The following is a 13895-nucleotide window of genomic DNA, read 5'->3' on the forward strand; positions in this document are numbered from 1 at the left end:
CTCCCATCAGATTGCGGATAGTGTAGGGTATCTTGTTCGGTCATAATTAGCGCCAGATCAAATTTACAGTAATTCTTCGATGGCAGGCGCTATGCTGGCGGGTTTAGTGCGCGGTGCATAGCGTTTTACTACCATCCCCTCTTTATTCACCAAAAACTTGGTGAAGTTCCATTTTATCGCTCGGCTTTTCAGTAAACCGCGGGCATGCTCTTTGAGATAATCAAACAGGGGCGCGGTATCAGGCCCATTAACATTCAGTTTAGCCATTAATGGGAAACTTAGCCCGAAATTGATTTCACAAAACTGTTGGATCTCAGAATTGCCTGCGGGTTCTTGCCCACCAAACTGATTACAGGGGAAGGCTAAAATCACCAAACCTTGCGTGTGATACTGCTGATAGAGCGCTTCTAGCTCTTTATATTGCGGCGTAAAGCCGCATTTGCTGGCGGTATTGACGATTAACAGCACCTTATCGCGATATTGACTGAGTTCGATGGGCTGTCCTTGGTTATCTTGCACAGTAAAATCGTAGATAGAGGGCATTGCAGATCCTTTTATTTGCTGTTCATCGGTGAGAGAACTTAGTAAGCTATGACCACAGTATGTCATATTTTTGAGTCAGTTATATGTCAAATCAAGCAGTGAAAGTGGCCTTTATCGGCTTAGGTGTAATGGGTTTCCCAATGGCGGGTTATTTGCAGCAAAAAGGCTATGCAGTCAGCGTATATAACCGCACCGCAAGCAAGGCGGCAAAGTGGGTTGAACACTACCAAGGTGAGGCTGCTGCAACGCCAGCCGCTGCAGCCAGTGGCGCGAGCTTAGTGTTTGTTTGTGTAGGTAACGACGATGATGTGCGCTCAGTGGTGTATGGCGAGCATGGTGTGTTAGCAAGCATGCAAGCGGGCGCAGTATTGATTGACCATACTACAGCGTCGGCTGATTTAGCACGTGAACTGGCCATGGCTTGTGCTAAACAACAGCTAGGCTTTTTAGATGCGCCGGTATCAGGTGGCCAAGCGGGTGCAGAGAAAGGCATTTTAACTGTGATGGTTGGGGGCGAACCCGCAGCCTATGCCAAAGCTGAAACCGCCATGCAAAGTTATGCGCGCTGCGTAAAATTATTGGGCCCCGCGGGCAATGGCCAGCTAGCTAAAATGGTCAATCAGATTTGTATTGCCGGTGTGGTACAAGGCTTGGCCGAAGCGCTGAATTTTGCTCAAAATGCCGGTTTAGACGGCGCGGCGGTGGTAGAGGTGATCTCTCAAGGCGCGGCTTCGTCTTGGCAAATGCAAAACCGCTCGCTTACCATGTTGGCCGGAGAATATGATTTTGGTTTTGCGGTGGATTGGATGCGTAAAGACTTGTCGATTGCGCTGAATGAAGCGCGCAAAAATGGCAGTCATTTACCCCTAACCGCATTGGTTGATCAGTTTTATAGTGAAGTGCAACAGCTTGGTGGTGGTCGCTGGGATACCTCGAGCTTACTGGCGCGGTTAAAGCGTTAAGCGTGGATCGGGCATAAACTCCAATTCAACAAGGCTGCTGAGGCAGCCCTTAAATTGGCTATGCTGCGGGTTTAATAAAATATTAGTTTCACGCGGTGCCAACACGCTGGGCACCGCTAACGCTAAACTGGCCTTTTGCTGCAGCCAATCATCACCTAAACGGGCCGTATCAGCCGCAGCCGGTTGGGCGCGCCAATTTGCGGGCAGGTTCTCTTGGCTCAGTTGCAACACGGCGCTGCTGTCTACACTAAGTTGAAATAAACGATATTGGCGCAGTGCCGCTCGATTATTTAAATGCACCAAGATCTCTAAAACGGCTAACGCTTCTGAGCCTGCGGTATAAATACAACGCTGCCCTTTGTTATTCCAACGCCCACCATATAAATAGGCACCTTCACCATCAAAGGCTTGCGCAGCCCATTGTTGATGCACTAATCGATAAAGTGAAATCGTGTCTTTTGCTGCCATCTTAGGCAAAGACACCATGTGATAAGCGACCAATTAAATCTAACACGGCTTGGCTTTCAGCAGAGGTACTGAGCATATCGAGCGGGGTTTTATCACCCAGACCATACACCGGCTCGGTTAACCAGCGTTTGGTGGCTGCGCTATCCTGTGCAAAAAGGGCATTAGCGGCCACCAGCACGGTAGCGAAACGGTATAAACGGTCACTTTCATCTTGGGTAAAATGACCACTTTTGGCACGGCGAGCCAGTGTTGCCGGGGCTAATTGGCAAACCTGAGCCAACTGTTTTTTATCGAGCTGTGCCGATAAAGCGAGTTTTTCAAAGACGTTGTAATGAAAGCCGTTATGTAAGGCTTGATACAGCTTAGGCCCGCGCTCGGCAATGCCTAGCTGTTGCCAGAGGTTCGGGCTAGCGTAGTGGCTTGGAATAAACTCATGAACTTGCGCGGTCATAATACACCTGATTTATCAGTTGGTATGTGTTGACTCTATCATATGATATTTGCTTGGTCAAAAAAAGGGCGCGATATCACCAATGCCTGTCAGTTAAATAAAAGGTGTTATGGAAAACACCAAACTGATCAGCCTTAGCTGTACTCGCGCCCTAATATCTGTTTTTGGCTAACTTAATTAAATACCATTTCTGGTATGTCGCCATTGACGATCAGTTTGCCTGCCGTTTTTTGTTGGATCTCTTCCACGCTAATGCCTGGTGCACGTTCTAACAAATGGAAGGCGCCATCCCGCACTTCTAGTACGGCCAGATCGGTAACGATTTTCTTCACACAACCGACACCGGTGAGTGGCAAAGTACAATCATTCAGTAACTTGCTGTTACCGTATTTATCAGCGTGGGTCATGGTAACAACAATGTTGAGTGCACCGGCCACTAAGTCCATGGCACCGCCCATACCTTTAACCAGCTTGCCGGGGATCATCCAGCTGGCAATATTGCCATTTTGATCCACTTCAAAAGCGCCCAGTACGGTTAAATCGACATGACCACCGCGGATCATGGCAAAGCTTTCAGCCGAGCTAAAAATCGCTGCGCCTTTGATGGCGGTGACGGTCTCTTTACCGGCATTAATCATATCGGCATCCAGCTCTGCTTCGGTTGGGTAGGGGCCCATACCGAGTAAACCGTTTTCGGATTGCAGCATCACTTCAATACCGGCGGGTACATAGTTTGCGACTAACGTTGGGATACCGATCCCGAGATTGACGTAATAACCGTCTTTAAGTTCCTGCGCGACACGCATGGCAACTTGTTCACGTGATAAAGCCATTGCTGCCTCCTTAATCTTTACGAACCATACGACGTTCAATGCGTTTTTCAAAGTTGCCTTTGATCACGCGCTGCACGTAGATACCTGGGGTATGAATTTGTGATGGCTCGAGTTCACCCGGTTCCACAATTTCTTCGACTTCTGCTACCGTGATTTTGCCGGCTGTTGCGGCCATCGGATTAAAATTCATTGAAGTATGGCGGAACACTAAGTTGCCATAACGGTCGGCTTTCCAGGCGCGAACTATGGCAAAGTCACCGGTTATGGCTTCTTCTAATACATAATTACGGCCGTTGATTTCGCGCGTTTCTTTGCCTTCGGCCACCGGCGTACCGTAACCGGTAGCAGTGAAAAATGCCGGAATACCGGCACCGCCAGCACGCATTTTTTCGGCCAAAGTGCCTTGTGGTGTCAGTTCCACCTCAAGTTCGCCGCTGAGTAATTGTTTTTCAAACAGGGCGTTTTCACCTACATAAGAAGCGACCATTTTTTTGATTTGACGATCTTCGAGTAATACGCCTAAACCAAAACCGTCGACACCGCAGTTGTTAGATACCACGGTTAAGTCGGTGGTCCCCATTTTTTTGATTTGGGCGATAAGCCCTTCTGGGATACCGCATAAGCCAAAGCCGCCGGCAATAACGGTCATGCCGTCTTGCAAGCCTGCCATGGCGTCTTCGTAGCTATGTACGACTTTATTAAACCCTGCCATTTTGTGTCCTCTGTTTTTGAGTCGCTTGTCTGACTATTGAACATGTATCAATCTAAATATGTATTAAACGGCTTAGCTTTTAAATGTTTTTCGCAGCTTTCGCCCTGAATGCTGCACTGGCCAAGGTATTTTCTGTGTAAAGCTCGTAGCGAAAACGTATCTTAGTTAGTTACATCATCGTTTTCTATTAACCACTTGTCCCATCTACGATTTAACAACCAACAATGCATTGCAAGGGCTGTCAGTGACTTTTCTAAGTGCTAACTAGCAGCCATACTTCTTGGCGCAATTGATTATGTTTCTGCCATTTTGAAAACTTAAATTTAACGCTGCTGATCTAGAAACCTAAGCTAAAGTTCGATTGAGTTAAGCTTGCAATACACTTTGACCGGAACCGTGTTTTTCATGGATGAAAAACAGGAGACTACATGGATGTATTCACGGCGTGTTCCGGCAAAGTTGTATGTAAAGCTTAACGATATACCAAGCTCAATGTGTAATGTTGTTACCATTTAACTAAGAATGAGTTTGCCCGCTATGGGTGTTGAGCGACAATCCTACTTTAGAACTAGGCGCAATTTAATTTCTTTCCTCCCTGCATATCTTACTTGGAAGTAAAATCGGATTTAATAAATATTATTTTTTATAAATAAAGTTCATTACGTTCTTTATTGGCAGCACTGTCGCTGCGCCCAATTTTGTTGTGACACGCTGTAAATACATCCCTGTACGCTCCTGTTTTTCATCCTTGAAAAACACGGTCCCACCAAAAATTGCACTGCGCTTTGTCTAACTAGCACTGTCGCTGCGCCCAATTTTGTTGGGACACGCTGTGAATACATCCTTGTACGCTCCTGTTTTTCATCTCTGAAAAACACGGTCCCACCAAAATTGTGCTGCGCTTTGTCTAACTAGCACTGTCGCTGCGCCCAATTTTGTTGGGACACGCTGTAAATACATCCCTGTACGCTCCTGTTTTTCATCCCTGAAAAACACGGTCCCACCAAAAATTGTGCTGCGCTTTGTGTTACTAGTGACCTTGCTGAGCCCAGATTTTATGAGCCCAGTGTGACAGCCAATACTATGCTAACTTGCGCATTTAGCGCTAAGTGCTAAGCCTACTTTTGAGTTCGTGGTTTTACCCAATTGCTCGGTAATAAACCGCCCCGCAGCGGCTAAAGCGTCTAAATCCACACCGTGCTCAATGCCCAGGCCATTTAATAAATACACCACATCTTCAGTGGCCACATTGCCTGAGGCACCGGCAGCGTAAGGGCAGCCGCCTAAACCGGCTACGGCGCTGTCAATCACGCTAATGCCACGACTGAGCGCCACATAAATATTGGTTAAGGCTTGGCCATAGGTGTCATGAAAATGCACTGCGAGTTGTTCAGCAGGGGCCACTTTGAGCACGGCGTCCAGCATGGCATTCACCTTAAGCGGGGTGCCAACCCCGATGGTGTCACCTAGCGAAATTTCATAGCAGCCCATCTCTAGCAGCGCTTTGGCAACTCGAGCGACCTCGGTTGGCGCAACGTCACCCTGATAGGGGCAACCGACGACACAAGAGATATACCCTCGCACTTTAATGCCATCGGCTTTTGCTGCATCCAATACCGGCGCAAAACGTGCCAAGCTTTCACTGATTGAGCAGTTAATGTTTTTTTGACTAAAGGCTTCTGATGCGGCGCCAAAGATGGCCACTTCAGTGGCACTGGCGGCTTTAGCGGCTTCGTAACCTTTTAAATTGGGCGTGAGGGCAGCATAGGTGACATTGGCGCCGCGCGAAATACCGGCGAACACGGCTGCTGAGTCGGCCATTTGCGGTACCCATTTGGGGGAGACAAATGCGCCACTTTCGATATAGCGATGACCTGCAGCGCTAAGCATATTAATTAGCTGCACTTTGGCGTTGGTGCTAACATTTTGCTCGTTTTGCAAACCATCGCGAGGGCCCACTTCCACTAGGCGCACGGTTTTAGGAAAACTCATTGCTCCTCCGCAGTAAAATCGACCAGTTCTGCACCGTCTTGTACCAGCTCACCGGCACGATAAAACAGCTGATTTACTACGCCATCTTTCGGTGCCTTGATGCTGTATTCCATTTTCATGGCTTCCATGATCACTAAGGTCTCACCGGCTTTAACCTTGGCGCCAGCTTCAACCATCACCGCGACAATAGTCCCGTTCATCGGTGCGGTTAAGCTGCCGGCATGCTCGCTACCATCAACTTCGGTAGCGACTTCGGTTTGATAGATAAAGTCGTAGCGCTGATGCTTAATAAAGATACTGATGGTGTCGCCATATTGGCTTACCCGCACCTTGGTACGATGATCACCTAGCACGGCGCTAAGTTCATCACCGAGAAGCTCGGCGGTACAGCATAATTGTTGGCCCTGCACATCAATAACATAATGCTGCTCATGTTGCTGAATAGTCAGTGTTTGTTTCTGTTCGCCATAATGCAAAGCAATGTGCACGGTCGGCATTTCATTTAAACGCCAGCCATGGCTAAATTGCCATGGGCTAAAAGTTGTATGACTGCAGCTGGGGGCTTTTTGCTGTTGTAAAACAAACAATGCAGCCAGTACTAAGGCTTGATTGGTTTCATTATTCGCTGGGGCAAATAAGCTTTCTTGATGCTGAGTGATAAAGTTAGTATCTAGCTGTGCAGCTTTAAACGCAGGGTGTTCGGTCAGGCTGGTTAAAAAGCTCAGGTTGGTCGTCACACCGGCGATACGGTAATCATCCAAGGCGCGCAGCATGCGGGCAATGGCGCGGTCACGGCTTTCATCCCAAACAATCAGCTTGGCAATCATCGGATCGTAAAAGGGCGACACTTCATCATTTTCAACCACGCCGGTGTCTACCCGCACATGGCGATTCGCTTCGGGTTGACGTAAGTAAGTCAGTTTGCCGGTAGCCGGTAAAAAGTCATTATCCGGATCTTCGGCATACACCCGCACTTCGATGGCATGGCCGTCTAATTGAATATCCTGTTGTGCCAATGGCAGAGGCTCACCCGCGGCCACTAATAATTGCCATTTTACTAAGTCTTGCCCAGTGATCATCTCTGTCACCGGGTGCTCAACCTGCAAGCGGGTGTTCATTTCCATAAAGTAGAAAGAACCGTCTTCGTCAAATAAAAACTCCACCGTACCAGCGCCACGATAATCAATGGCTTTAGCGGCTTTTACAGCAGCTTCGCCCATGGCTTTACGCTGCGCAGCGCTAAAATTGGGGGCTGGGGCTTCTTCAATCACTTTTTGATGGCGACGCTGGATAGAGCAATCACGCTCAGCCAAATACACCGCATTGCCGTGATTATCGGCAAATACTTGAATTTCAATATGGCGCGGTTTGGTTAAATAACGCTCGATCAGCATTTTATCATTGCCAAAGCCGGCTTTGGCCTCGCGCTTAGCACTGGCTAAAGCGGCTGCAAATTCGTCTTTGTTCCAAACAACCCGCATGCCTTTACCCCCGCCACCGTAGGCAGCTTTCAGTAATTGCGGATAACCAATACGGGTTGACTCTTCAGCTAACAAGGTATCGCTTTGATCGTCGCCATGATAGCCCGGCACTAAGGGGACACCTGCAGCCGCCATAATTTCTTTAGCCGCGCTTTTTGAGCCCATCGCGGTGATGGCCGCCACTGGTGGGCCAATAAAAATCACACCGGCTTGCGCACAGGCGTTAGCAAAATCTTCATTTTCAGATAAGAAACCGTAACCTGGGTGAATCGCCTCGGCGCCACTTTGTTTAGCAATTGAAATGATTTTATCACTGCGTAAATAGGAGTCTTTACTTGGTGCAGGGCCGAGTAAGTAGGCTTCGTCGGCCATTCTGACATGCCGGGCATTGGTATCGGCTTCAGAATAAACCGCCACGCAGCGAATACCGAGTTTGTGTGCGGTATCAATCACGCGACAAGCAATTTCGCCACGGTTAGCAATTAAGATCTTACGAAACATTATGTTATTTCCCTGCCTTATCATCGGTGGTTACTACGTTTTGCCAAGCTGGGGTACGTTTGTCTAAAAATGCGCTTAGGCCTTCTTGGCCTTCGTCAGATACGCGGATATCGGCAATCGCTTGCTGGGTATGAGCAATAACATTGTTGCTAATTTTTCGGTTGTAGATGTTTTGCAACAAGGTTTTAGCCGCACGCATCGCCGCTGGGCTATTTTGCAGCAGTTGCGTAATAAAACCTTCACAGCAAGCCTGCATGTCATCGCTACTTACCACAACATGTAATAAACCCAATTGCAGTGCGGTAGCGGCGTTGAAGCGTTCAGCAGTGATAAAGTAGCGGCGGCTCGCGCGCTCGCCCAATGCTCGCATCACATAAGGGCTAATAACGGCAGGCATTAAACCAATGCGCACTTCACTTAAACAGAAAGTGGCGCTGTCACTGGCAATAGCAATATCACAGCAAGCCACTAAGCCAACCGCGCCGCCAAAGGCTGCACCGTTAACCAGAGCAATAGTGGGTTTTGGAAATTTATCGAGCAAGTGCATTAAGGTGGCTAATTCGGCGGCATCACCCAGATTTTCATCGTAATCTTTTTGCGCCATAGCGCGCATCCAATTCAAATCGGCACCGGCAGAGAAGTTTTTGCCATTGGCGGCGAGCACCATGATCCGCACGGTATCGTTATTGGCAAGATCGTTGATCACATTAATTAATTCGGCGATCATCGCGTCATCAAAAGCGTTATGCACAGCAGGGCGGTTCAGCGTTAAAGTTGCTACGCCACGGGTATCGATATTAACTTCTGTGTATACCTGGGTCATTTTTATCTCCGAAAGTTAAGACTTTCTGCTTATAAAAGTAATGGGGTTGCCGGTATGGCTGGATAAGCCAGCAAGCGTTTGCTTACTACATAAAACACCTTTTGTGGTTAACCTACTTCAGCGCAGCCAGCCCGCTATTAAGCAAACTGGTTGCGGTAACACCTTACATTCTGAATACACCAAAACGGCTTTCTTCAATTGGGGCATTTAAGGCGGCCGCTAAAGCTAAACCGACGGTCATTCGCGTTTGTGCCGGATCGATAATGCCATCATCCCATAAGCGACCACTGGCATAGTAAGGATGGCCTTGTTTTTCATATTGTTCAACAATGGGTTGCTTCAAGGCTTTTTCAGCGTCAATACTTAAGGTTTCACCTTTGCGTGCTAAGCCATCTTTAGTCACTTGGGCCATAACACCGGCGGCTTGTTCACCGCCCATTACTGAGATGCGCGCATTCGGCCACATCCACATCATGGTGGGATCGTAAGCCCGGCCGCACATGCCATAGTTTCCGGCGCCATAACTGCCACCAATTAACACAGTAAATTTCGGCACTTTGGCGCAGCTGACCGCCATCACCATTTTGGCACCGTGTTTGGCAATACCTTCGGCTTCGTATTTTTTACCCACCATAAAACCGGTGATATTTTGTAAAAACAACAGTGGGATTTTGCGCTGGGCACAAAGCTCAATGAAATGCGCGCCTTTTTGCGCCGATTCTGAGAATAAAATCCCGTTATTGGCGACAATGCCCACAGGATAGCCGAAGATCCGCGCAAAACCACAAACGAGCGTAGCACCGTAATATTGTTTAAACTCATCAAAATCTGAGCCGTCGACAATACGAGCAATCACTTCTTTCACGTCGAACGGTTTGCGTAAGTCGGTACCGACAATGCCGTACAGCTCTTTAGCATCATATAAAGGCTCTTGCGGTGCTTTTACATACATTTGCTGAGGTGCGGGGCGGTTCAGTCTGGATACCGCATTACGAGCAAGTTGCAGGGCGTGTTCGTCATTTAAAGCATAATGATCTGCCACGCCGGAGATTTTACAGTGCACATCGGCACCGCCGAGCTCTTCGGCGGACACTTCTTCACCGGTGGCGGCTTTTACCAGTGGTGGACCGGCTAAAAAAATGGTGCCTTGATCTTTAACGATAATGCTTTCATCGGCCATGGCCGGCACATAAGCGCCACCTGCAGTACAAAGCCCCATGACTACCGCGATTTGCGGAATACCTTTGGCTGACATGTTCGCTTGATTAAAGAAAATACGCCCAAAGTGCAGTTTATCGGGGAAAACTTCGTCTTGGCGTGGCAGGTTAGCGCCACCAGAGTCGACTAAGTAAATACAGGGTAGGTGACAGCGCTCAGCAATTTCTTGCGCACGTAAGTGTTTTTTTACCGTAAGCGGATAGTAAGTACCGCCTTTAACCGTAGCATCGTTGGCGACAATCATGCACTCAACACCACTGACACGACCTACACCGGCAACCACTCCGGCACAGGGCACGTAATCTTCATAGCATTCCCAACCGGCAAATTGGCCTACTTCTAAAAAGGGTGAGCCGGGGTCAAGCAGCTTTTGGATCCGCTCGCGCACAAACAGCTTGCCACGTGCGGTATGCCGCGCGATCAACGCTTCGCCACCACCGAGTTTAATTTTTTGTACTGTGCTATTCAGATCATCGACCACGGCTTGCATCGCCGCAGCGTTTTTTTGGAAATCCTCTGCGCGAGGATTTACTTTTGACGTAATTCTGGTCACTTAAGTCACCTTGTACTAGAGCGGGTTAAACAAAGCGGAACCGGAACAACTTAGCAGACTCACGTTTAATCGCTCGTTTCGTTAAATCTGTTGCGCGCTTCGCCTAGTTAATGTCACTTGCCTAGATTGCTAATAAGACAGTGGAAGCTGACGCTGCCACTGTTAATCCGGCTTAAAAGCTTAGTTCGATTCGGTAAAGAGTTCACGGCCAATCAGCATGCGGCGAATTTCTGAGGTACCGGCACCAATTTCATACAACTTGGCATCTCGTAACAAACGTCCGGTAGGGTATTCATTGATATAACCATTACCGCCGAGTAATTGAATGGCGTCTAAGGCCATTTGGGTAGCTAATTCCGCCGCATATAAAATCACGCCGGCAGCATCTTTGCGGGTAGTTTCGCCTCTATCACATGATTTTGTCACCATGTAGACATAAGAGCGGGCCGCGTTCATGCGGGTATACATGTCGGCTAACTTACCTTGTACTAATTGGAATTCACCAATGGATTGGCCGAATTGCTTACGATCGTGGATATAAGGCACTACCACATCCATACAGGCTTGCATAATACCCAGCGGGCCAGCGGCTAATACCACGCGCTCGTAATCCAAACCGCTCATCAGTACTTGTACGCCACGACCGACTTCGCCTAATACGTTTTCGGCAGGGACTTCACAATCTTCAAAGACTAATTCACAGGTGTTCGAGCCACGCATGCCCAGCTTGTCGAGTTTTTGTGCTTGGCTAAAGCCTTTGAAACCGCGTTCCACGATAAAAGCCGTAATGCCTTTGCTGCCGGCGTTTACGTCGGTTTTGGCGTAAATCACATAGGTATGGGCATCTGGACCATTGGTGATCCACATTTTGTTACCGTTTAAAATGTACTTATCACCTTGTTTGTCGGCGCGCAGTTTCATGCTGACCACGTCAGAGCCGGCATTCGGTTCGCTCATGGCCAAGGCACCGATATGTTCACCCGAACACAGTTTGGGTAAGTATTTCATTTTCTGTGCTTCAGTGCCGTTGCGAGAAATTTGATTCACACACAGATTGGAATGAGCACCATAAGACAGGGCCACTGAGGCAGAGGCGCGGCTGATTTCTTCCATGGCAATCACATGCTCAATATAGCCTAAGCCTGAGCCACCGTATTTTTCATCCACGGTAATGCCTAATAAACCCAAATCACCAAATTTACGCCATAAATCATGTGGAAATTCGTTCTGCTCGTCGATTGCCGCGGCACGCGGTGCGATTTCTTCACGCGCAAACGCATTTACTTGATCACGGATCATATCGACGGTTTCGCCTAAATCGAAATTAAGGCCTTTGTAACTGCTAATCATGTTAAATCCCCATCTGTATTAGGCTTATCACCCGAAACCTTATTGGTTCAGGCGCTTTTTGGTTGTTTGGCTTCAGAAAGCGTTTCTCGGCAGCGTTTTTCGACGGTAACCAGCTCCATCAACACCACTTTAATGTCATCCATCTGTTGGTGTAGTTCGACTTTTTTTTGTTCAATTAAGGTCAACATGGTGCTGAGTTGTTTTACGCTGCTTTTGTCGGCATCGTACAGTTCAAACAACTGACCGGTTTCCGCTAAGCTAAAGCCCAGGCGCTTGCCGCGTAAAATAAGCTTTAAGCGAACGCGATCACGTTTGCTGTAAATTCGTGTTTGGCCGGCGCGCTGTGGCGTTATCAAACCCTGATCTTCGTAAAAACGAATGCTACGGGTCGTAATGTCAAACTCCCGTGCTAGCTCGCTGATACTGTAGGTTTTCTCGTCTTTTTCTTTCATGGCATGCCTTCTCACTAAGTGCTGGCAACTATAAGTGAAGTTTACGTAAAGGTAAAGCAATCAGCCATAAGCTATCACTGTTTGAGTGGGTTAATAGTGCTCTTTGTAAAGTTTTTATGCCAACAAAACGCCACTCGCTGTACAGATTTTTGCACTTTAAATCTGTGGTAATACCATAGTGCTAACAAGTTGACGTTGGCGTAAACGTAAATTTGGTGTAGGCTCTGTGTCATTATTTAAGTCAACGCCAAGATTTGGAGAGCTGAATGAATCCGCAAAACCCTGTTGTTATTGTTGCTGCTAGACGTACCGCCATGGGCGGCTTTATGGGCGGTCTATCAGAGGTTGACGCTACACTATTAGGTGCGGCGGCCATTAAAGCTGCAATGGCTGATGCAGGAATTGCTGCTGAGAAAATTAGCGAAGTAATTATGGGCAATGTACTGCCGGCGGGTTTAGGCCAGGCACCCGCGCGGCAAGCCACTTTAAAAGCCGGTTTACCTTTAAGTGCCGGTGCAACCACCATTAACAAGGTGTGTGGCTCAGGCTTAAAAGCCGTGATGTTAGCCAGTGATTTATTACACGCTGGCAGTGCCGATGTTGTGGTCGCCGGTGGCATGGAGTCGATGTCAAATGCGCCCTACCTGTTACCCAAAGCGCGTAGCGGTTACCGTATGGGCCACGGCGAAATGAAAGACCATATGATGCTAGATGGTTTAGAAAACGCCTATGACGGTAAAGCCATGGGCTGTTTCGCGCAAAACACGGCTAATGATAAAGCGATTAATCGCGAGCAGATGGACGCCTTTGCGGTGCAATCACTGACCAGAGCACAAAATGCTATTAGCAGTGGCGCCTTTGTTGCTGAAATTACGCCGGTCACCTTTCAAACGCGTAAAGGCGAAATGACCTTTAACGTCGATGAGCAACCGGGTAATGCCAAATTAGATAAAATTCCCACTTTACGTCCGGCGTTTGCCAAAGACGGCACTATTACCGCCGCAAACTCCAGTTCAATTTCTGATGGCGCTGCCGCCTTGGTATTAATGCGTTTAGACGATGCCAAAGCGTTAGGGGCTAAACCTTTAGCGCGCGTCGTAGCCCACAGCACGCACTCGATTGAACCAGAGAATTTCACGGTTGCGCCCGTTGGTGCGATGCAAAAATTATTGAAAAAAACCGGTTGGCAAAAAGATGAGGTTGACCTGTGGGAAATCAATGAAGCCTTTGCCATGGTCACGATGCTCGCCGTGAATGAGCTGGGTTTAGATAATAACAAAGTTAACGTTAACGGTGGTGCCTGTGCCTTAGGTCATCCGATTGGCGCTTCAGGTGCCCGTATTTTGGTGACCTTGATCCACGCTTTGCGTAACCGCGGTTTAAGTAAAGGTATTGCTTCACTGTGTATCGGTGGCGGTGAAGCCGTCGCGCTTGCAGTGGAAGTCCTGTAACAAACGCTATGCTACGTAGGCCGCGTGTTTTACACCGGCCAACGCAACAATAAACCATTCATATTTACCGACGGCAAATAATAACGACATAGATAAGATGCCGTC

At 48.1% G+C, this 13895-nt stretch carries 13 protein-coding genes; 2 read left to right on the plus strand and 11 right to left on the minus strand.

The features are described from left to right. Positions 1-63: 63 nt before the first annotated feature. Entirely contained in the window at positions 64-543 is a 480-nt protein-coding gene (locus L1N97_RS08045) for a glutathione peroxidase (protein ID WP_226750108.1), read from the minus strand. An 83-nt stretch (positions 544-626) separates the two neighbouring features. Between L1N97_RS08045 and L1N97_RS08050 the strand changes: the two genes are divergently transcribed. After that, positions 627-1505 (plus strand): NAD(P)-dependent oxidoreductase, encoded by an 879-nt coding sequence (locus L1N97_RS08050; RefSeq protein WP_229584293.1) that lies wholly within the window; start codon positions 627-629, stop codon positions 1503-1505. Here L1N97_RS08050 and L1N97_RS08055 read toward each other — a convergent pair. From L1N97_RS08055 to L1N97_RS08100, 10 genes are all read right to left on the minus strand, one after another. Then, positions 1494-1973 carry an RES family NAD+ phosphorylase gene (locus L1N97_RS08055; protein WP_236129431.1) on the minus strand — a complete coding sequence of 160 codons (480 nt, stop codon included), beginning with the start codon at positions 1971-1973 and terminating at the stop codon, positions 1494-1496. The two genes, L1N97_RS08050 and L1N97_RS08055, sit on opposite strands and share 12 nt — an antisense overlap. Position 1974: 1 nt before the next feature. Continuing rightward, positions 1975-2424, minus strand: coding sequence for a type II RES/Xre toxin-antitoxin system antitoxin (gene parS, locus L1N97_RS08060; protein WP_236129432.1), 450 nt, complete (start codon positions 2422-2424; stop codon positions 1975-1977). A 173-nt stretch (positions 2425-2597) separates the two neighbouring features. Then, positions 2598-3257: a CoA transferase subunit B gene (locus tag L1N97_RS08065; RefSeq protein WP_229584290.1), complete on the minus strand. Its 660-nt coding sequence runs from the start codon at positions 3255-3257 to the stop codon at positions 2598-2600. A 10-nt stretch (positions 3258-3267) separates the two neighbouring features. Continuing rightward, a complete protein-coding gene (locus L1N97_RS08070; RefSeq protein ID WP_236129433.1) occupies positions 3268-3969 on the minus strand; it encodes a CoA transferase subunit A in 702 nt (233 codons plus the stop codon). Positions 3970-5055: 1086 nt separating this feature from the next. Next, positions 5056-5961, minus strand: coding sequence for a hydroxymethylglutaryl-CoA lyase (locus tag L1N97_RS08075; protein WP_236129434.1), 906 nt, complete (start codon positions 5959-5961; stop codon positions 5056-5058). After that, complete coding sequence (locus tag L1N97_RS08080; RefSeq protein ID WP_236129435.1) at positions 5958-7943, minus strand: acetyl/propionyl/methylcrotonyl-CoA carboxylase subunit alpha; 1986 nt, start codon at positions 7941-7943, stop codon at positions 5958-5960. Before L1N97_RS08080 ends, L1N97_RS08075 begins: the two co-directional genes overlap by 4 nt. Before the next feature lie 4 nt (positions 7944-7947). Then, the gene (locus L1N97_RS08085; protein WP_236129436.1) at positions 7948-8766 is read right to left on the minus strand and encodes an enoyl-CoA hydratase/isomerase family protein; all 819 of its coding nucleotides are present in this window, start codon (positions 8764-8766) and stop codon (positions 7948-7950) included. Positions 8767-8929: 163 nt separating this feature from the next. After that, positions 8930-10537: a carboxyl transferase domain-containing protein gene (locus L1N97_RS08090; protein WP_236129437.1), complete on the minus strand. Its 1608-nt coding sequence runs from the start codon at positions 10535-10537 to the stop codon at positions 8930-8932. A gap of 180 nt (positions 10538-10717) precedes the next feature. Continuing rightward, positions 10718-11887 carry an isovaleryl-CoA dehydrogenase gene (locus L1N97_RS08095; protein WP_236129438.1) on the minus strand — a complete coding sequence of 390 codons (1170 nt, stop codon included), beginning with the start codon at positions 11885-11887 and terminating at the stop codon, positions 10718-10720. Positions 11888-11934: 47 nt separating this feature from the next. Continuing rightward, a complete protein-coding gene (locus tag L1N97_RS08100) occupies positions 11935-12339 on the minus strand; it encodes a MerR family transcriptional regulator (RefSeq protein WP_226750097.1) in 405 nt (134 codons plus the stop codon). A gap of 266 nt (positions 12340-12605) precedes the next feature. On the opposite strand from L1N97_RS08100, the gene L1N97_RS08105 reads away from it, so the two are divergent. Next, on the plus strand, positions 12606-13790 hold the full coding sequence (locus L1N97_RS08105; RefSeq protein WP_236129439.1) for an acetyl-CoA C-acyltransferase: 1185 nt from the start codon (positions 12606-12608) through the stop codon (positions 13788-13790). The last annotated feature ends 105 nt before the right edge of the window (positions 13791-13895 follow it).

It is taken from the genome of Rheinheimera sp. UJ63, from assembly GCF_021568285.1.
Taxonomy (GTDB): Bacteria; Pseudomonadota; Gammaproteobacteria; order Enterobacterales; family Alteromonadaceae; genus Alishewanella; species Alishewanella maricola.